The organism is Aurantimonas coralicida DSM 14790 (assembly GCF_000421645.1).
GTDB classification, from domain to species: domain Bacteria; phylum Pseudomonadota; class Alphaproteobacteria; order Rhizobiales; family Rhizobiaceae; genus Aurantimonas; species Aurantimonas coralicida.
On record NZ_ATXK01000002.1, the window covers coordinates 445,236 to 463,720 of the forward strand.

Genomic DNA, 18,485 nt, shown 5'->3' on the forward strand with positions numbered 1-18,485 from the left:
CCCGGTCGCACTCTTGCCGTTCATGCCGGGACCTGCGAGCCTCGCGCCATCTCCACGCATCCCCTCGGACAGATCATCATGAGAGACGCAGCCGGCGCCCCGTCGGATCAAGCCGCTTTGCCGCGCGTCCGCGCCGGCCTGCCCGCATGAGCGCGGTGCGCGACCTGCCGGTGACGGACCAGCCGGTTCCGCGCCGCATGCAGCGCTCGGAAGGGTCGGCGTCGGCGCAGTTCCGCGTCGTCGACAAGCGAACCCGCCTGCAGCGGTTGCACCAGTCCGGCTGCCTCAAGCTGCGGTTTCCGCGGCTGCCGCGCCAGCAGGCCGAGGCGATCCTCATCAACAGTTCGGGCGGCCTAACCGGCGGCGACCGGCTGGCGCAGGATTTCACCGTGGCGGCCGGGGCCGATCTCACCGTCACCACCCAGGCCTGTGAACGCATCTACCGCGCCTCCGGCGGCGATACTGCCCATGTGACGACGCGCGCTACGCTGGAAGCGAAGGCACGGCTCGCCTGGTTGCCGCAGGAAACGATCCTCTTCGATGGCGGCCGGGTGCGACGCACGCTCGAGGTCGAGGCCGCGCCGGATGCGCGCTTTCTCCTGTGCGAATCGCTGATCCTCGGCCGCGAGCTCATGGGCGAGAGCGTGACCGCGGGCCATTTCCACGATCGCTGGCGGGTGCGGCTCGGCGGCCGGCTGGTCTTTGCCGACGACCTGCAGCTGTCCGGTGACATCGCCGCGGCGATGGCGGAGCCCGCCTCGCTCGGCCCGAACCGCGCGCTGGCGACGGTGGTGGCTCATCTGCCCGACGCCGAGGCCCGCCTCGACGGGCTGCGCGCTGCGATCGGCGAAGACGGCGGCGCCAGTCTCGTTGGTGGTCTTCTCGTCGCCCGCATCCGGGCCGCGTCCGGCTTTCATCTGCGCCAGCGGCTCGTGCCGGTGCTTTCGGGTCTGGCGGACGGGCCGTTGCCGCTTGTATGGTCGCTATGACGCATCTGCGAAGGAACCCGGCATGCAACTGACCCCGCGCGAAAAGGACAAGCTGCTCGTCTCGATGGCCGCCATGGTGGCGCGCCGCCGGCTGGAACGCGGCGTGAAGCTGAACCATCCCGAGGCGATCGCGCTGATCACCGATTATGTGGTGGAAGGTGCGCGCGACGGCCGCAGCGTCGCCGACCTGATGGAGGCCGGCGCCCATGTGATCACGCGTGACCAGGTGATGGAGGGGATTGCCGAGATGATCCACGACGTCCAGGTCGAGGCGACCTTTCCCGACGGCACCAAGCTGGTGACGGTGCACGAACCGATCCGCTGATCCGGGCGATCTGCGGCCTGGGGCCTGCGCTACCGGACGCGTTGCCTATCGCCGTTCCGTTGCCGGGGCCTCGGCCAGTGTGTCCGCCTTCGCGGCGGGTTCGAGGGAGGACACGGTGATGTCCGGCTCGTCGGCTGCGACAGCGACGGGCGCGTCTCCGACGAATCGGAACCCCTGTTCGATGACGGAATAATAGGCGGGACCGGTGACGGGACCGATGGTGACAGTGCGGACCATCAGGGGCTGCGCCGGTCCGACGGGACCGAGGAGCAGACCGAGAAACGCCGCGATCAGAAGCGACCTCAGCATGTGAACTCCAACCTGTTGTGCGGTTGCGCGGTCCGATCGTTCGATGCCGGACCTTTGCCTTCTTCCGCAACGTCATTATGCGACGTTTCGTTCCGCGCGCCAGCTCTTTTTGCCCAAAGCCGTTAACGCGGAGCCGAGACATAACCCGCGAAAGTTTCATGAGTTCTTGCCGGCGCAACCATCGTTGTCGGTAGGCTTTCCGAAATCCTACAGGCCGTCCCGCCGCTCTTCGCATCTGCGAGATCAGCGCCAGAAAGCCTTTGACACCGGGTCGGCCGGCTTCCATGATCGCGCCCGAACCCGCCGTGCCGGGTGCCCCTTTTGGGCGGTGCCGACGGCGGGCTGGACGCGACCCATATCGGGGCGCCCGTCGACCAATCTGAGGGACATCCGCATGCTCACACGCTTCGCCATTGCCGCCGCAACCCTGGCCGCCGCAACAGTGCCCGCCTTCGCCCATCTCGATCCGGTTGCGCATGGCTCGCTGGCCGCCGGCGCGTCGCATCCGCTGCTCGGCTGGGACCACGTCCTGGTCATGGTGGCCGTGGGCCTGTGGGCTGCAACGCTCGGCGGCCGTGCGCGCTTTGCCGTTCCCGCTGCTTTCGTCGGCGCCATGGGCGCCGGCTTCGTGCTGGCCCTGAACGGTCTGTCGCTGCCCTTCGTCGAGCCGGTGGTCATGGCGTCGGTCGTCGCCCTCGGCCTTTTGGTCGCCGCCGCTGTCCGCCTGCCGGTTCCGGCCGCGGCCGCAGCCGTCGGCGCCTTCGCCCTGTTCCATGGTTCGGCCCATGGCGCCGAGCTCGGCTCGGCCGGCGCTTTCTCCTTCGGCCTCGGTTTCGTGGTGGCGACGGCCGCGCTGCATGGTGTCGGCCTGGCGCTCGGCCATTCGCTGACCGCCGGCCGCCAGCCGCTGATCGTCCGCGCGCTCGGCGCGGCCTCGGCGCTCGCCGGCCTCTACATGATCGCGGCCTGAGCCGCGTGACGCATCCGGGCCCTGGCCCGCAGAAGACAGGGCTCGCCCGGAGACGGGCGCGCCTGAGAGAAGAGCAACGGCGTGCCTGAGTTCATCCGGGCGCCGCAGCCTGTCGGCGAATACGACCTGATGGCGATCGGCCCCGTGCTGCTGGTGGTTCTGGCGATCATCGCCATTCGCAAGCTCTGGAGGAATGGATCATGATCCCCGGCGAAATCCTCACCCCCGACGGCGATATCGTCCTCAATGACGGCGCCGAGCCGATCACGCTGATGGTCGGCAATACGGGCGACCGGCCGGTCCAGGTCGGCAGCCATTTCCATTTCGCCGAGACCAATCCCGCACTCACCTTCGATCGCGACGCCGCGCGCGGCATGCGGCTGGATCTGGCCGCCGGTACCGCCGTGCGCTTCGAGCCCGGCCAGACCCGCGAGGTCACGCTTGTGCCGCTCGGCGGCGCGCGCAAGGTCTATGGCTTCAACGGCAAGGTGATGGGCGCGCTCTGACCGGCGCGACGCCGGCGCCGCTGAGGCGCCACCCCTGATTCCCGGCCGTGAGGACGATGGCTGCAAGCCTGGCAGATGGCACAGGCGCGGCTTGGTGCGTGCTGGAAAAGGGGGACAGGCGAATGTGCGACCATTGCGTGATCGACAGCGTGAAAAGCCGGATGCTGAGCCGGCGTGGGCTCTTGGGCGGCGGGCTCGCCGCGGCCGCGGCGGGGATCGCCAGCCCGGCCTTTGCGCAGGACGTCGCCAGGCCCGCGGCAGCCGCCGCGATGCCGGCCAATTCCATCGCCGACCTGACCCATGAGCTCTATCCGGAGTTCCCGACCTTCTTCGGCGACCAGCAATTCTTCATGGAGCGGAAATTCTCCTACGCCGAGCACAAGTTCAACCTGTTCGAGCTGCGGGTGAACGAGCACACCGGCACCCATGTCGACGCGCCGCTGCATTTCTCCGCCGACGGCCAGTCGGTGGCGGAGATCCCCGTCGACAAGCTGATGGCGCCGCTGGTCGTGGTCGACATCCGCGAGAAGGCGGAGAAGGACGCGGACGCGCAGGTCACGCCCGACGATCTGAAGGCCTGGATCGCGGCCCATGGCGACATGCCGGAAAATTGCTGCGTGGCGATGAATTCCGGCTGGGCCCGGCATCTGGACACCGACAAGTTCCGCAATGCCGACCAGGACGGCACGATGCATTTCCCCGGCTTCCATGTGGAGGCGGTGCAGATGCTGCTGGAGGGCTCGGCGGTCGGCATCGCCGTCGACACGCTGTCGCTCGACTTCGGCATGTCGCCGGACTTCGCCGTGCATTACGCCTGGCTGCCGGAAGGCCGCTGGGGGCTGGAGTGCATCGCCGGGCTCGACGACATGCCGGCGACGGGGGCGACGCTGATCGTCGGCGCGCCGAAGCATCGCGGCGGCTCGGGCGGTCCGGCCCGCGTCTTCGCACTCACCTGAGGGGACAGGCCATGGCAACGGCACCGCTGGTTTCGGATGCACAGGCCAGCCCCGAGGTGCGCGCCGTCTTCGACGACATCCGCGCGACCCGCGGCTCGGACTTCGTCAACAATTTCTGGCGCGTGCTGGCCGCCGATCCGGCGACGCTGAAGCGGACATGGGAGGAGGTGAAGGCGGTGATGGGGGCACCGGGCGCGCTCGATCCGCTGACCCGGGAGATGCTCTATATCGCCGTTTCGACCACCAATGGCTGCAGCTATTGCGTCCATTCCCACACGGCCGCGGCGCGTGCGAAGGGGATGACCGATGCGCAATATGGCGAGTTGCTGGCCGTCGTCGGCCTTGCCGCCAGGACCAATCAGCTGGCGCAGGCGCTGCAGGTGCCCGTGGACGACGCCTTCGAGTTCTGATCGCCTTCTCAGGAGACGAGGCGTGGCTCAGTCGCCATTGGCCTTGGGAATGGCGCTCGGAGCGTTCGACAGGCCGCGACGAATGGAGCCCAGATCGACGGCGACGGTCGGCTTGGTAATCCGGTAGGCGCGGTCGGACCCGGCGCCGGGCGTGCCGATCGTGTCGCTGGTGCCGAAACTGGTGACCGACGAGGTGCCGGCGCCATCCTCGGAGCGTGCCAGCCCTTCGGCATTGAGGCTGTTGATCGTCGACGAACCCTCGCTCGCCAGCCCCTCGGTGGTGTTGGCGCCGAGACCGGTGCTGCCGGAACTTGCGCCCGGTGCAATCGGGTCGGTGAGGGTGGGCGATGCGCCCGTATCCGACAGGCTGGACCCCGATCCGACGCCGCCCGTGCTGCCGATGCCGCTGGCGCCGGAGCCGGTGACGACACCGCTGCCCGCCGATCCGCCGATGCCGGACGAGCCCCCGGCACCTGAAGAGCCGCCGACGCCGCCGGAGAGCTGGGCCAGTGCGGGAGCCGCGGTCAGCACCGCCGCAATTGCGATCAGGGGGGTGAGGGATCTGCGCATGGCCTCTGCCTTCCGGTTTCACGGCGCGGGTCGGTGGGTGTCGGCGGCCCGCTGCCTCTGATCACCAACTCCGCGCGCTTCCGACCGGTTCCCGAACGCGGGCAGCGCCGCGCAGCCTACCGCCGGATGATGGCGCGGTGGGAGCCGACCGAACGGCCGCGGGTCACCGCGCTGCCGCCGGCGGCACCGGGGCCCTGCCGCGCGAAGCTGCCGGCATTGATGCCGTTGAGGTCCGACCGGCCTTCGACCGCGCGTTCTGCGGTGCTCGGCTGGGCAGCGCGGCTGCGGGGCACCTTCGGCTTCAGATAACTGTCGTCGAAATTCTTGCCGTAGGCCCGCTCGGTGACCGTGTCGCCGAAGACGTCGGCGCCGCGAATGCGGGGACCGCCCGGTGCTGCGGGCGAACCGCCGATGCGCATGCCCGACGCGGACGAGCCCGGCACGTCGCCCATCGGCCCCGGATCATAGGCCTGGGCGAGGGCGGCGCCGGGCAGAAGCAGCGCGGCGAGGAGGGCGAGGCGGATCATCTGGGCTCCTGAATCGGGGGCGCGCGGCCACGGCCGGCATGCGCGCCGCAGCGGCCGAATTGCCGCCAGTCTCGCGCCGATCGACAAAACCGGGAAGACAAGCTTTCGCGACCGACATATGGTCGCTGATGGTGCGCCGCAACGAGAGCGGCCGCGTCCTTAGAATTCGACCCGTCTGGAGATCGCCCATGCCCGCCCGGATCGCTCGCTCTTCCTATGCCGCCATGTTCGGCCCGACGACCGGCGACAAGGTGCGCCTGGCCGACACCGAACTGTTCATCGAGGTGGAAAAGGACTTCACCACCTATGGCGAGGAGGTGAAGTTCGGCGGCGGCAAGGTGATCCGCGACGGCATGGGCCAGTCCCAGCATTCGCGGGCCGAGGGCGCGGTCGACACGGTGATCACCAACGCGCTGGTTCTCGATCATACCGGCATCTACAAGGCCGATATCGGCCTGCGCGACGGTCGCATCTGCGCCATCGGCAAGGCCGGCAATCCCGACACACAGGGCGGCGTCGACATCATTATCGGCCCGGGCACCGAGGCGATCGCCGCCGAGGGCAAGATCGTCACCGCCGGCGGCTTCGACAGCCACATCCACTTCATCTGCCCGCAGCAGATCGAGGAGGCGCTGTTTTCCGGCGTCACCACCATGATGGGCGGCGGCACCGGGCCGGCGCACGGCACGCTGGCGACGACCTGCACCCCCGGGCCCTGGCACCTGGCGCGCATGCTGCAGGCCACTGACGCCATGCCGATGAATATCGGCTTCTCGGGCAAGGGCAACGCCTCGCTGCCGGCCGCGCTGGAGGAGATGGTGCGGGGCGGCGCCTGCGCCCTGAAGCTGCACGAGGACTGGGGCACGACGCCCGCCGCCATCGATTGCTGCCTGTCGGTGGCCGACGATCACGACGTGCAGGTGATGATCCACACCGACACGCTGAACGAGAGCGGCTTCGTCGAGAACACCGTGGACGCCTTCAAGGGCCGCACCATCCACGCCTTCCATACCGAGGGCGCCGGCGGCGGCCACGCGCCGGACATCATCAAGGTCTGCGGCCTGCCCAACGTGATCCCGTCCTCGACCAATCCGACGCGGCCCTACACCACCAACACGCTGGAAGAGCATCTCGACATGCTGATGGTCTGCCACCATCTCGACGCGTCGATTCCCGAGGACATCGCCTTCGCCGAAAGCCGCATCCGCAAGGAGACCATCGCGGCGGAGGACATTCTCCACGATCTCGGCGCCTTCTCGATCATCGCCTCCGATTCCCAGGCCATGGGCCGGGTCGGCGAGGTGATCGTGCGGACCTGGCAGACCGCCGACAAGATGAAGCGGCAGCGCGGGCGGCTCGCCGGCGAGACCGGCGACAACGACAATCTGCGCGCCCGCCGCTATGTCGCGAAATACACGATCAACCCAGCCATCGCGCAGGGCATGTCGAAGGAGATCGGCTCGATCGAGGTCGGCAAGCGCGCCGACATCGTGCTGTGGGACCCGGCCTTCTTCGGCGTGAAGCCGATGATGGTGCTGATTGGCGGCACCATCGTGGCGGCCCCGATGGGCGACCCCAACGCCTCGATCCCGACGCCGCAGCCGGTGCATTACCGGCCGATGTTCGGCGCCTTCGGCAAGGCCGTCAGCAATTCCGCGATCTCCTTCGTCTCCGGCGCGGCGATGGCCGACGGGCTGCGCGAAAAGATCGGCTGCGAGAAGGCGTTCCTGGCGGTGGAGAACACCCGCGGTGGCATCTCCAAGGCGTCGATGCGCCTCAACGACGCGACGCCCCATATCGAGGTCGATCCGGAAACCTACGAGGTGCGCGCTGACGGCGAATTGCTGACCTGCGAGCCCGCCTCGGTGCTGCCGATGGCGCAGCGCTACTTCCTGTTCTAGGCTTTCCCGAAGAACGGCGGGGGCGACCTGAGGACGATCGGACCCGCCGCGGCCAATGGGGAGGAGCCATGATGCACCGCAATGACGTTTCGATCGCCGCACGGATCAGGGCGCTTGCGCTCGGCCTGGCGCTGGCCGCCATTGGTGCCGTCCCCGCGTTCGCGCAGGACGGAGAGCCGCTGACCCTCGATCTAGAGGGACCGGCCGAGCGCACCACCGTCACCTATCTCTGCCGGGACGCGGAGGAGGCCGAACCGGTGGAAATGGCTGTCGAATACATCAACCTGCCGTCCAACTCGCTCGCAATCCTGCCGGTAGACGGCCGCCAGACATTGTTCGTCGATGTCATGTCCGGCTCGGGCGCGAAATACGCGGCCGGCGCGATGGTCTGGTGGACCAAGGGACGGCGCGGCGACCTCTACAGCGAGATGCGCAGCGACCCGAGCCAGACGACGGTCTGCGAAGTGCGCCGCTGATCGGGACGGGGGCTCAGTCGCCATCCAGCGCCGCCGCACTGGCGTGCAGGGCCGGGTGATAGCCGGCCGCGATCGCCGCGACGCTCGGCAGCGGCGTTGCCACGGTGACCAGCCCCTCCGGCATCTCCCGCACGGCATCGTAGCCCGCCGGCGTCCAGCGCAGGAGGCGATTGTGCAGAACGAGCCAGGGCTGTCCCGCGACGATGACGAAGACGCCGTCGGGCAGTTCGCGTCCGACGCGCTCCGCCCGGCGCTGATGGCGTGTGCCCGTGACGATGCGCGCGCCATGCAGAAGGCTGTCGATCTCGCGGCTCGACGGGGTGTTCTCCAGCCCATTGCCTTCGGCGAAGGCGGAACGGTAGGCGAGGGCGGCCACGCGGCGACATTCCCAGCAGGGCCGGTGGCCGGCGGCAAGCGCCGTCGCCTCGTCGAGGAAGAACAATTCGGTGTAGCGGCCCGGCGCCATGATCTCGCGCTTGCGGCTTTTGAACGCCAGCGTGCAGACGATCCACGCCTTGTGCTTCCAGCGGCTGACGCCGAGGCGGCGCGCGCCGTCATGCAGGATGCCGCGATTGCCCATGAAATCGCCCCTGGCCCGGTCGGCAACGATCTCGCCCAGCGGGGTGACGCGGTTCTGCAGAGCCATGCTGCGTCCCCTTGCCCATCTGCCGACGCATTCCGCGCCATGGTTGTGCCGGCCGAAGGGCTGGTCCGGAGCCACGGGGCACCGTATCCTCGCGGCACGCACAGTGAAACGGGCATGGCCCTTCAGAAAGAGACAGCGGGATGATCGTCGGCGATACCATCAAGCGGGCTGGAGAATGGACCACGGCGGCGGACACGATCACGCTGGACGAATCGGCGCGCCATCGCCGCCGCATGGCGATGGTCAGCGACGATGGCATCGCCTTCCTGCTCGACCTGCCGGAGGCGCTGCTGCTGGTCGAGGGTGACGCCATACTCCTGGACGATGGTCGGCTGATCGCCGTGAAGGCCAAGCCCGAGGAGCTCTACGAGATCCGCGGCCGCGACGCCCGCCACCTGCTGGCGCTGGCCTGGCAGATCGGCAACCGGCATCTGGCGGCGCAATTGCTGGACGACCGCATCCTGATCCGCCGGGACGCCGTGGTGCGCACCATGCTGGAGGGGCTGGGCGCCGAGATCGCCGAAACCGAGGCGGCGTTCGATCCAGAAGGCGGCGCCTACGAGCCGTCGGGCCATCACCATCCGGTCGAGACGGCCCCGCTTTGAGCCGGCTGACCGACGCAGGCCCGGTGTCGAAGGCGGCATCGGTCGCTTCTCCGCATCTGGCCGAACTCCTGACCCTGTTCTCGCCGGCCTTCCCGATCGGCGCCTTCGCCTGGTCGCATGGGCTGGAAACGGCGGTGGCCGAGCGCGTCCTGACGGATGGGGCTTCGGTCGAGGCCTGGGTGCGGGTGCTGCTCGATCGCGGTAGCGCCTGGAACGACGCCGTGCTGCTGGTCGAGGCCTACGCCGCGCATCAGGCAGGCGACGCGACCCGCTTCGCGGCCGTCGCGGAGCTCGCCGAGGCGCTGGCCGGCAGTGCCGAACGCCGCGCCGAGACGCTGGCGCTGGGCGCTGCCTTCGCTGAAGCCTCGCAGCCCTGGGCGGCAACAGGCGAGGCGGAGGGCTGGGAAGGCGCCGACGCCATCGCCTATCCGGTCGCGGTCGGGCGGCTCGCCGCCGATGCGGGCTTCGGGCTCGACGAGACGCTGCTGGCCTTCGTGCACGGCTTTGCCGCGTCACTGGTGTCGGCGGCGGTGCGGCTGGTGCCGCTGGCCCAGAGCGAGGCGGTGCGGATATTGCGGCGGCTGGAGCCAGATATCCGCGCCCTGGTTGAGCGCGCGGGCCGCTCGACTCTGGACGATCTCGGCTCGGCGGCGCTAGGGTCGGACATTGCCGCACTGCGGCACGAAACCCTTCCCACGAGGCTCTTCCGCTCATGATGTCCAAGAACGGTCCCCTGCGCGTCGGCATCGGCGGCCCCGTCGGCTCGGGCAAGACGACCCTGGTCGAAAAGCTCTGCAAGGCGGCGCGCGACAGCTGGTCGATCGGCGTCGTCACCAACGACATCTACACCCGCGAGGACGCCGAGGCGCTGGTCCGGCTGCAGGCGCTGCCCTCCGACCGGATCATCGGCGTCGAGACCGGCGGCTGTCCCCATACGGCGATCCGCGAGGATGCCTCGATCAACATCGCGGCGATCCGCGATCTCAACGCACGCCATCCCGGCCTCGACCTGGTGCTGGTGGAATCGGGCGGCGACAATCTGGCGGCGACCTTCTCGCCGGACCTCGTGGATCTGTCGATCTACGTCATTTCGGTCTGCCAGGGCGACGACATCCCGCGCAAGGGCGGGCCGGCGATCACCCGCTCTGACCTCCTGGTGGTCAACAAGACCGATCTTGCCCCCCATGTCGGGGCCGATCTGGAGCGGATGCGCAGCGATGCCGCGAAGGGCCGTGGCGACGGCCCGACGATCTTCGCCGATCTGTCGCACGCCAAGGGGATCGGCGACATCCTCGCCTTCCTGTCCGAACGCGGCGGCATGCGAGCGGTGGAGAGCGCCGCGTGACACGGCTCTGGCTGAAGACGCCGCTGGCGATCCTCGCGGAGGGGGCCGACGGCGGCATCGTCGTGGAAGACGGCCGCATCGTCGAACTGGTGCCGTCGGGTGGTGAGCCGCAGGTGGCGGCGGACGAGGTCTTCGACGCCGCCCGCCACGTCGTTTTGCCAGGCCTCGTCAACACCCACCACCATTTCTACCAGACGCTGACGCGGGCCCATCCGCAGGCGATCGACAAGGAGCTGTTTCCCTGGCTCCAGAGCCTCTACCCGATCTGGGCGCAGCTCGATCCGGACAGTTTCCGCCTGTCGGTGCGGCTGGCCCTGACCGAATTGCTGATGTCCGGCTGCACCACGGCGGCCGACCACCACTATCTGTTTCCCAAGGGGCTCGAGGACGCCATCGACATCGAGGCCGAGGAGGCGGCGGCGCTCGGCATCCGGGTGACGCTGACCCGCGGCTCGATGAATCTCAGCCAGAAGGATGGCGGCCTGCCGCCGGATTCGGTGGTCCAGGACGAGGACGAGATCCTCGCCGACAGCGAGCGGCTGATCGGCCGCTGGCATGACCGCAGCGACGGCGCGATGACGCAGATCGCGCTGGCGCCGTGCTCGCCCTTCTCGGTGACGAAGAGCCTGATGATGGCGAGCGCCGAGCTTGCCGACAGGCACGATTGCCGCCTGCACACCCATCTCGGCGAAACCGAGGACGAGAACCGCTTCTGTGTCGAGAGCTTCGGCTGCCGTCCGGTCGATTATCTGGAGGATGTCGGCTGGCTCGGGCCGCGCACCTGGCTGGCCCACGGCATCCATTTCACCACCGACGAATGCCGCCGGCTCGGCGCCCACAAGGTCGGCGTCTGCCATTGCCCGGCGTCGAATGCGGTGCTCGCTTCCGGCTTCTGCCCGGTGAACGAATTGCGCGCGGCAGGCTCGCCTGTCGGCCTCGGCGTCGACGGTTCGGCGTCGAACGATGCGTCGAATCTCATCGAGGCGGCGCGCCATGCGCTGATGGTGGGGCGGCTGAACTATCGCTCCGCCGAGGCGGTCACCGCCCGCGACGTGCTGGCCATGGGCACCGAAGGCTCGGCGGCCTGTCTCGGCCGGACGGACATCGGCCGGATTGCCGTCGGCATGCAGGCCGATCTCGCCCTCTTCACGCTGGACGAGCTGCGCTTCTCGGGCGCGCACGATCCGATCGCCGCGCTCGTCCTGTGCGGCGCGACCCGTGCGGACCGGGTGATGGTGAAGGGCGAGTGGCGGGTCGAGGACGGCATGCCCGTCGGCCTCGATATCGGCCAACTGCGGGCCGCGCACGGCGCGGCGGCCCTGCGCTTTGCCTGATCCCTCCGGGGCCGACTGGCGGCCCCGGAAGCAGGTGTCCTATTCGGCGGCTGCGGCCCCGTCCGGCAGCGCATAGGCGATCACGCTGTCGCCGCGCTTGGTGCCGAGCGAGCCGTGCCCGCCCGCCGCGACCAGCACATACTGCCGCCCGTCTGCGCCCTCGTAGGACATCGGCGTCGACTGGCCGCCGGCCGGCAGCCGGGCGCGCCAGAGCTGTTTGCCCGTCGTCACGTCGAAGCCGCGCACGTAATAGTCGAGCGTGCCGGAAATGAAGGCGACGCCGCCGGCGGTGATGACCGGACCGCCGAGATCCGGCACGCCCATCTCGAAGGGCAGGGGGATCGGCGAGGAATCGCGCACCGTGCCGTTCTTGTGCATCCAAACGGTCTCGCCGGTGGCAAGGTCGGAGCCGGCGACATAGCCCCAGGGCGGCGACTGGCAGGGCAGGCCGAGCACCGAGGTGAAGGGCGACAGCTCGACCGCATAGGGCGCGCCGAAATTCTCGTTCAGCGCCGGCAGGGCGCCTTCCGGCTGCGACTTGTTGACGACGAGGTCGCTGTCATTGTCGCGCGGCACCAGCTTCGAAACGAAGGCCAGATAGGCCGGCGTCGAGAACATCACGTCGCGCACCGGGTCGATGGCGACGCCGCCCCAGTTGAACACCCCGAAATTGCCCGGATAGACCAGCGAGCCTTCCAGTGACGGCGGCGTGTAGCGGCCCTCGTAGCGATAGTTATGGAAGGCGATGCGGCAGGCGAGCTGGTCGAACAGGGTGGCGCCCCACATGTCGGTCTCGCGGATCGCCGGCGGATCGAAGGACAGCGCCGAAACCGGCTGGGTCGGCGCGGTGAAGTCCGGTTTGACGGCACCGCCGGGGACCGGGCTCTCGACCACCGGCAGGGCCGGCTCGCCGGTGCGCCGGTCGAGGACGTAGACCTCGCCCTGCTTGGTCGGCTGCACGAGCACGGGCACGCTCTCGCCCCTGATGGTCAGGTCGAGCAGCGAGGGCTGCGACGGCACGTCGTAATCCCACAGATCGTGGTGGACGGTCTGGAACACCCAGCGCACTTCGCCGGTGGCGATGTCGAGCGCGACGACCGAGGAGGAGAAGCGCTCGACGGCATCGGAGCGGTTCGCGCCCCACTGGTCCGGGGGCTGGTTGCCGAGCGGCACATAGACCATGCCGAGCGCCTCGTCGGCCGCGGAGATCGACCAGGAATTGGGCGAGTTCGGCGTGTAGGTCTGACCTTCCGGCAGCGGCGCGGTCTGGTCCGGATTGCCCGAATCCCAGGCCCAGACGAGATCGCCCGTCTCGATGTCGTAGCCGCGGATGACGCCCGAGGCCTCGTTGGTGGAAACATTGTCGAGGACCGTGCCGCCGACGATGACGATATCCTGCGTCACGACGACCGGCGAGGTCGAGTAATAGGACCCCGGATTGACGTTCGGCATCTTCCGCCAGAGGTCGATCTGGCCGTCACCGCCACCAAAGCCGGCGCAGACGGCACCGGTGTCGAGGTTGAGGGCGATCAGCCGGCCGTCGGCGGTCGGCATGAACAGCTTGCCGTTACAGGTTTCGCTGGTGCGCGCGGCGGTCGCCGCCGCCACCGGCTGGTTGCTGGTGGGCGTCCCGCCCGGCGCGGCCGGTGCGGTCGTGGCGTCACCCGCCGCTGCCGGCTGGCCGTCGGTCTGGGGCGCGGCGAGCTGGCCGCTCTGCGCAAGCGCGGTGGCCGTGCCGGTGGGCGCGTCGGAGGCCGGCGACGTCGTATCCTCGGCCGGCGCGGCGGCCGCGTCGGCACTCGCCTGATCGGCCGTGCCCGGCGCCTGATAGGCGAGGCCCCGGCAGGTCAGGTGCTGCAGGGCGAGCTCGCCCTGGATCTGCGGATCGTAGCGCCAGATCTCCTCGCCGGTCGTGGCATCGAGGGCGATGACGTTCTGATGCGGCGTGCACAGATACAGCCGCTCGCCGATCTTCAGCGGGGTGACCTCAAAGGTGGTCTCCACCGGGTCGCCCGGCTGGGTCTCGTCGCCCGTATGGTACTCCCAGGCCACCTGGAGCCGGTCGACATTGTCCGGGGTGATCTGGTCCAGCGGCGCATAGCGCTGGCCGTAATTGGTGCGGCCGTACTGGTGCCATTCGCCGGGCGGCACGCCGAGATCGTTCGACGCGGTCTGGCGCTCCGGCAGCCGGCCCTCGACCGAGTGCAGATCGGTGAACCAGGAGATGCCGGCCACGACGAGGGCGATGACGAGGGCACCGGACAGCGCGAGACCCGATCCGCGCCGCGCCGACGGCGTCACGACGACGCCGTCCAGTGCCTGGGCCACATTGCGGCGACCGAGGCGCCGGGTGATCCACGGCAGGAGCAGGACGAGGCCGAGGATGAAGATGACGCCGCCGCGCGCTGCCAGCGGCCACCAGTCGAAGCCGACCTCCCAGATCGCCCAGACCAGCGTGCCGACGACGAGCGCGGCGTAGAGCGACAGCGCTTCAGGACGGCGGAACTGCAGGAGCAGCGCGGTCGCCAGCATGACGAGGCCGGCGATCAGATAGTACCAGGAACCGCCCGCGACGATCAGCCAGAGGCCGCCGCCGGTGAGGAACAGGCCGGCCAGGGCCAGGATCGCGATCGTGATGAGGGAGATGATCGAGCCGGGACCGGAGCGCATCGGACGTCCTTTCGCTGTGCAGCATGTCGGACCGACCTATCGCCCTCGGCCGGCATGTCCAGCCTTTGGCGCTTTTGGCAATGCAAAATGGACGGGCTACCGGTCACAGGTGCTCTCGCCGGCTCCCGCCCGTGCGGCCCGTGCTTCGGTTGCCGGGACTAGCCCGCCCGGGGGACGCGGCTACCGCTCCCCCAGCACCGAATAGGGGGCCGGGTAGGTCTGCTCCTCGAGGTTCGGCTGCTCGCCGCCGCGATCGACGACGACGAAGTCGCTGGTCTGGGAGAGCGACACGAGCGGATGGTGCCAGACATTGCGGGCATAGTTCACGCCCTGGCCTAGTGCGGCGAGGAAGGCCTCGGGCTCGCCGGGCTGGCCGTTCCGATCCGGCGCCACGACGATGAGGAACGGGACAGGCTGAAGCGGCACGAAGGCCTGGCTGCCCAGCGGGTGGCGCTCCATCATCCGGATCTCCACCGGGAAGGCGAAGGCCTGGCCGCGAAAGATGGAGATCAGCGGACGGCCGCCCTCCGTCGCGACATCCACATGGGCGAGATCGTGAAAGCGGGTGGTGGTGCCGCCATTGATCGCGAAATGCGCAGCGCCATCGGTCTCGATGACGTTGCCGAAGGGAGCGAAGGCTTCTTTCGTGAGCGGGCGCGCGAAAAGGGTCCGGTCGGTCGCGCTCATGATGCCTTGGTACCGTAGAGGCGCAGGCGCGACACGCCGCCATCGGGGAAGATGTCGAGGCGGACATGGGTCACCGGACCAAGATCATTCACGTCGTCGAAGGTCCGCTCTTCGTCGGCCGCCAGCCTGGTTTCGTCGAGGAGCAGCGGCCATGCGGCACTTTCCGCCTCGATGGAATCGGGCGCGGGATCGGCCTCCAGCCGCGCGGCGCGCAGGCTGAAACGGTCGGGGAAATTGCCCTTGAAGTGACGGGTATCGATCAGGAGGTTGGAGATGGCGCCCGCGGTGCCGAGCTTGAGGACGCACCAGTCGTTGCCGGGTCGGCGGCGGCGGGCGGTCTCCCAGCCATCGGCCATTACCGGCGCGCGGCCCGGCGCCAGCATGTTGGCGGGTGCGCCGTAGTGGGCGTCGTTCCATGCGATGGCGGTGCCGCCATTGGTGAGCGCGGCGAGATCGACCACCTCGTCGGCGCCGACCTCGGACCAGTCCTTGGCGATGGTGCCGTAGACCCGCAGGCGCGCAACGCCGCCATCGGGGTAGATGTGCAGGCGCAGCCAGCGGAACGGGCCGGCAGCGTCGCTGGCAACGATGTTGTGGCTGTCGCCCTTCAGATCCATACGCGGCACGATGGTCTGCCAGTCGTCCTCGCCCGGCGCGTCCACCGTGTCGGCCGCTTCGAGCGCGGCTTCCGGCGGGAAATTGCCGGTGAAGAAGGCGGTGTCGATGTCGATGGCGGCGATGGTGCCGCGCTGGCCGAGGCGGATGATCGCATGGTCGTGGCCGGGCGTGCGCTTGCGGCGCGATTCCCAGCCATCCATCCACTTGCCGTGGTCGTCGAAGCGGTCCGGGAAGAAGACCGGCGCCTCGGGCGCGATCATCCGGCTCTTGTCGGCAAAGAAGTCGTCGGTCGCGAAGGTGACCTCGGTGCCGAGCCGCGGATGGGCGAGATCCACATAGCGCTTCAGGAGGTCGTCGGCCTCCGGAGCGGGTTCGGCGGTGATGAAGCGTTCGGAGCTCATGCTGCGTCCTCGAAAATCTGGGCGATGCGCAGGCGGGCGATGCGCTCGACCTGCCGGCATGCGGTGGCGAATTCGGTGGCCTGGTCGTTGTCGACCCGCGCCTCGAAGGCGGCGAGGATGTCGTCTTTGGTTAGGCCTTTCACGGCGATGATGAAGGGAAAGCCGAAGCGCGCGACATAGCGCGTATTGAGATCGGTGAAGCGGGCGAGCTCCGCCTCGCTCAGCCGGTCGAGGCCGGCGCCGGCCTGTTCGGATTTCGACTGCTCGGTCAGGTCGCCGGCCAGCGCCAGCTTGCCGGCGAGATCGGGATGCGCCTTGAGGATGCCCAGCCGCTCGTCCCAGGAGGCGAGGCGGAAGGTCTGGATCATCGCGGCCGCAAGGCCTTCCGCCGTGTCGTTGGCGGCGCCGAGACCACGCGTCAGGGTGCGCTCGGCGATGAAGGGCGAATGCTCGAAGACCGAGCCAAACACGTCCACGAAGGCCGTTTTCGACAATCGGCTCGGCCGCCAGGGCGCGGCATGCGGAAAGCGCTCGCGCCAGTGGCGGGCAATGTCGATCCGCCGCGCGACCCAGACGTCGGGCTTCGACTGGACATAGTCGAGGAAGCGGGCCAGCGCCGCGGCGCGGCCGGGCCGCCCGACCAGCCGGCAGTGCAGGCCGATATTCAGCATCTTCGCCTGGCCGGCCTCGCCCTCCGCATAGAGGACGTCGAAGGCATCCTTCAGATAGGCGAAGAACTGGTCGCCGGAATTGAACCCCTGCGGGGTGGCGAAACGCATGTCGTTGGTGTCGAGCGTGTAGGGAACGACCAGAAGCGGCCCGGACTCTGTCTCCTGCCAGTAGGGCAGGTCGTCGGCATAGGCGTCGGAGGCGTAGAGGAAGCCGCCCTCTTCGGCGGCCAGCTCCAGCGTGTGCTGCGAGGAGCGGCCGGTGTACCAGCCGAGCGGGCGTTCGCCGGTGATCGCCGCATGCAGCGCGATGGCGTCCTGCATGTCCCGGCGCTCGTCCTCGCGGTCGTAGTCCTTGTATTCCACCCATTTCAGGCCGTGCGAGGCGATCTCCCAATCGGCCTCCTGCATCGCCGCGACCACGTCCGGGTTGCGCGCGAGCGCGGTGGCCACGCCATAGACCGTGACCGGCATGGCCCGTTCGGTGAACATGCGCCAGAGCCGCCAGAAGCCGGCGCGCGAACCGTATTCGTAGATCGATTCCATGTTCATGTGGCGCATGCCCGGCCAGGGCTGGGCGCCGACGATCTCCGACAGGAACGCCTCCGAGGCCGCGTCGCCGTGGAGGACGGAGTTCTCGCCGCCCTCCTCGTAATTGACGATGAACTGGACGCAGATCCTGGCGTCGCCACTGCCGCCCGGATTGGGCCATGCCGGGGCGGGGGGCGTGCGGCCGTAGCCGAGAAGGTCGCGCGGGTAGCGGGGTGATGTCATGCAGGCTCCGTCAGTCTGCACAAGAGATAGCCCGAACCCGGTCGTCTCTGGAAGCGTCGGTGAGAGACGCCGCGAAGGGTCAGCGGCGACCGCCCACCTCGTCGATATGCAGCAGCATGTCGGCGGGGTCCTCGTAGACCCGGAAGGCGCCGGCCCGCTCCAACTCGTTGGTGCCGTAGCCGCCGGACAGCAGCCCGACGCCGAGCGCCCGGCAGCGCTGCGCGGCCAGCATGTCCCAGATCGAATCGCCGACGACGATGGTGGTGTCGGTCGCAACGCCCAGCTTCTCGGCCGCGGCGATGAACAGGTCGGGATCGGGCTTGGCGTATTTGACCAGGTCGCGGGTGATCACCGGCACCTTGTCCGGATCGACGCCGAGCCGGTCGAGATTGTGCCGCGCGGTCTCCATCCGGCCGCTGGTGGCGATCGCCCATTTGACGCCCGCCTCGGTCAGCGCCGCCAGGAGCTCTTTCGCGCCGGGCAGCGGGCGCACCATGTGGGCGTGCCGGCCATAGGCCTCCGCATGGAGCTTGCGCAGGCGCTCCGAGGTCTCCTCGGTGATCTCGCGGTCGGTCTCGCGCAGCAGCTGGTTGGTGAACAGCCCGCCGCTCATGCCGATCTTGCGGTGAATGCGCCAGACCGACAGGGCGATGCCCTCCGAATCGAGCGCCTCCTGCCAGGCGATGACATGCTGGTAGACGCTGTCGACGAGGGTACCGTCGAGGTCGAAGAGGAAGGCCGGTCCGTCACGCATGTTCTGGCTCCATTGGTGTCGGCCATCCCCGCGGAACGGCTGTC

Annotated in this window: 22 protein-coding genes; 13 read left to right on the forward strand and 9 right to left on the reverse strand. The window is 69.0% G+C overall.

Features of this window, described 5'->3' with window-relative positions; all coding sequences use genetic code 11:
• Positions 1–146 precede the first annotated feature (146 nt).
• Both H536_RS0106770 and H536_RS0106775 read left to right on the forward strand, forming a co-directional pair.
• A complete protein-coding gene (locus tag H536_RS0106770) occupies positions 147–989 on the forward strand; it encodes an urease accessory protein UreD (protein WP_024349747.1) in 843 nt (280 codons plus the stop codon).
• Between the two features lie 22 nt (positions 990–1,011).
• Positions 1,012–1,314, forward strand: coding sequence for an urease subunit gamma (locus H536_RS0106775; protein ID WP_009210852.1), 303 nt, complete (start codon positions 1,012–1,014; stop codon positions 1,312–1,314).
• A 45-nt stretch (positions 1,315–1,359) separates the two neighbouring features.
• Here H536_RS0106775 and H536_RS0106780 read toward each other — a convergent pair whose 3' ends face one another.
• Positions 1,360–1,623, reverse strand: coding sequence for a hypothetical protein (locus H536_RS0106780; protein ID WP_024349748.1), 264 nt, complete (start codon positions 1,621–1,623; stop codon positions 1,360–1,362).
• A gap of 394 nt (positions 1,624–2,017) precedes the next feature.
• On the opposite strand from H536_RS0106780, the gene H536_RS0106785 reads away from it, so the two are divergent.
• The 5 genes from H536_RS0106785 (at position 2,018) to H536_RS0106805 (ending at position 4,465) form a co-directional block, all read left to right on the forward strand.
• Positions 2,018–2,593, forward strand: coding sequence for a HupE/UreJ family protein (locus H536_RS0106785; protein ID WP_024349749.1), 576 nt, complete (start codon positions 2,018–2,020; stop codon positions 2,591–2,593).
• An 81-nt stretch (positions 2,594–2,674) separates the two neighbouring features.
• A complete protein-coding gene (locus tag H536_RS25325) occupies positions 2,675–2,797 on the forward strand; it encodes a hypothetical protein (protein WP_266102048.1) in 123 nt (40 codons plus the stop codon).
• Positions 2,794–3,099: an urease subunit beta gene (locus tag H536_RS0106795; protein WP_024349750.1), complete on the forward strand. Its 306-nt coding sequence runs from the start codon at positions 2,794–2,796 to the stop codon at positions 3,097–3,099. The genes H536_RS25325 and H536_RS0106795 overlap by 4 nt, the downstream gene beginning before the upstream one ends.
• Before the next feature lie 122 nt (positions 3,100–3,221).
• Positions 3,222–4,055, forward strand: coding sequence for a cyclase family protein (locus H536_RS0106800; protein WP_024349751.1), 834 nt, complete (start codon positions 3,222–3,224; stop codon positions 4,053–4,055).
• Positions 4,056–4,066: 11 nt separating this feature from the next.
• Positions 4,067–4,465 (forward strand): carboxymuconolactone decarboxylase family protein, encoded by a 399-nt coding sequence (locus H536_RS0106805; protein WP_024349752.1) that lies wholly within the window; start codon positions 4,067–4,069, stop codon positions 4,463–4,465.
• A 27-nt stretch (positions 4,466–4,492) separates the two neighbouring features.
• Here the strand turns inward: H536_RS0106805 and H536_RS22430 are convergent, their stop codons facing one another.
• Together H536_RS22430 and H536_RS0106815 are read right to left on the reverse strand one after the other, a co-directional pair.
• On the reverse strand, positions 4,493–5,035 hold the full coding sequence (locus tag H536_RS22430) for a hypothetical protein (RefSeq protein WP_024349753.1): 543 nt from the start codon (positions 5,033–5,035) through the stop codon (positions 4,493–4,495).
• 116 nt (positions 5,036–5,151) lie between these two features.
• A complete protein-coding gene (locus H536_RS0106815) occupies positions 5,152–5,562 on the reverse strand; it encodes a hypothetical protein (RefSeq protein ID WP_024349754.1) in 411 nt (136 codons plus the stop codon).
• 188 nt (positions 5,563–5,750) lie between these two features.
• Between H536_RS0106815 and ureC the strand changes: the two genes are divergently transcribed.
• Both ureC and H536_RS0106825 read left to right on the forward strand, forming a co-directional pair.
• Positions 5,751–7,463 carry an urease subunit alpha gene (ureC, locus tag H536_RS0106820; protein WP_024349755.1) on the forward strand — a complete coding sequence of 571 codons (1,713 nt, stop codon included), beginning with the start codon at positions 5,751–5,753 and terminating at the stop codon, positions 7,461–7,463.
• Between the two features lie 68 nt (positions 7,464–7,531).
• Positions 7,532–7,939, forward strand: a complete 408-nt coding sequence (locus tag H536_RS0106825; protein ID WP_024349756.1) for an MliC family protein — start codon at positions 7,532–7,534, stop codon at positions 7,937–7,939.
• 13 nt (positions 7,940–7,952) lie between these two features.
• Here H536_RS0106825 and H536_RS0106830 read toward each other — a convergent pair whose 3' ends face one another.
• Positions 7,953–8,585, reverse strand: coding sequence for a hypothetical protein (locus H536_RS0106830; protein ID WP_024349757.1), 633 nt, complete (start codon positions 8,583–8,585; stop codon positions 7,953–7,955).
• 140 nt (positions 8,586–8,725) lie between these two features.
• Here H536_RS0106830 and H536_RS0106835 point away from each other — a divergent pair, with 140 nt between their 5' ends.
• The 4 genes from H536_RS0106835 to H536_RS0106850 are packed head-to-tail and all read left to right on the forward strand — an operon-like array spanning position 8,726 to position 11,869.
• Positions 8,726–9,190: an urease accessory protein UreE gene (locus tag H536_RS0106835; protein ID WP_024349758.1), complete on the forward strand. Its 465-nt coding sequence runs from the start codon at positions 8,726–8,728 to the stop codon at positions 9,188–9,190.
• Complete coding sequence (locus H536_RS0106840) at positions 9,187–9,906, forward strand: urease accessory protein UreF (protein ID WP_373279272.1); 720 nt, start codon at positions 9,187–9,189, stop codon at positions 9,904–9,906. Before H536_RS0106835 ends, H536_RS0106840 begins: the two co-directional genes overlap by 4 nt.
• On the forward strand, positions 9,903–10,535 hold the full coding sequence (gene ureG / locus H536_RS0106845; RefSeq protein ID WP_024349760.1) for an urease accessory protein UreG: 633 nt from the start codon (positions 9,903–9,905) through the stop codon (positions 10,533–10,535). Before H536_RS0106840 ends, ureG begins: the two co-directional genes overlap by 4 nt.
• Complete coding sequence (locus H536_RS0106850) at positions 10,532–11,869, forward strand: 8-oxoguanine deaminase (protein WP_024349761.1); 1,338 nt, start codon at positions 10,532–10,534, stop codon at positions 11,867–11,869. The genes ureG and H536_RS0106850 overlap by 4 nt, the downstream gene beginning before the upstream one ends.
• A 39-nt stretch (positions 11,870–11,908) precedes the next feature.
• Here the strand turns inward: H536_RS0106850 and H536_RS0106855 are convergent, their stop codons facing one another.
• The 5 genes from H536_RS0106855 to H536_RS0106875 all read right to left on the reverse strand — a co-directional run bounded on the left by H536_RS0106855 (position 11,909) and on the right by H536_RS0106875 (position 18,441).
• Positions 11,909–14,539, reverse strand: coding sequence for a glucose/quinate/shikimate family membrane-bound PQQ-dependent dehydrogenase (locus H536_RS0106855; RefSeq protein ID WP_024349762.1), 2,631 nt, complete (start codon positions 14,537–14,539; stop codon positions 11,909–11,911).
• A 180-nt stretch (positions 14,540–14,719) separates the two neighbouring features.
• Positions 14,720–15,226 carry an ureidoglycolate lyase gene (locus H536_RS0106860; protein WP_024349763.1) on the reverse strand — a complete coding sequence of 169 codons (507 nt, stop codon included), beginning with the start codon at positions 15,224–15,226 and terminating at the stop codon, positions 14,720–14,722.
• Positions 15,223–16,245: an allantoicase gene (alc, locus tag H536_RS0106865; RefSeq protein WP_024349764.1), complete on the reverse strand. Its 1,023-nt coding sequence runs from the start codon at positions 16,243–16,245 to the stop codon at positions 15,223–15,225. The genes H536_RS0106860 and alc overlap by 4 nt, the downstream gene beginning before the upstream one ends.
• A complete protein-coding gene (gene puuE, locus H536_RS0106870; protein ID WP_024349765.1) occupies positions 16,242–17,687 on the reverse strand; it encodes an allantoinase PuuE in 1,446 nt (481 codons plus the stop codon). The genes alc and puuE overlap by 4 nt, the downstream gene beginning before the upstream one ends.
• Before the next feature lie 79 nt (positions 17,688–17,766).
• Entirely contained in the window at positions 17,767–18,441 is a 675-nt protein-coding gene (locus H536_RS0106875; RefSeq protein WP_024349766.1) for an HAD family hydrolase, read from the reverse strand.
• Between the last annotated feature and the right edge of the window lie 44 nt (positions 18,442–18,485).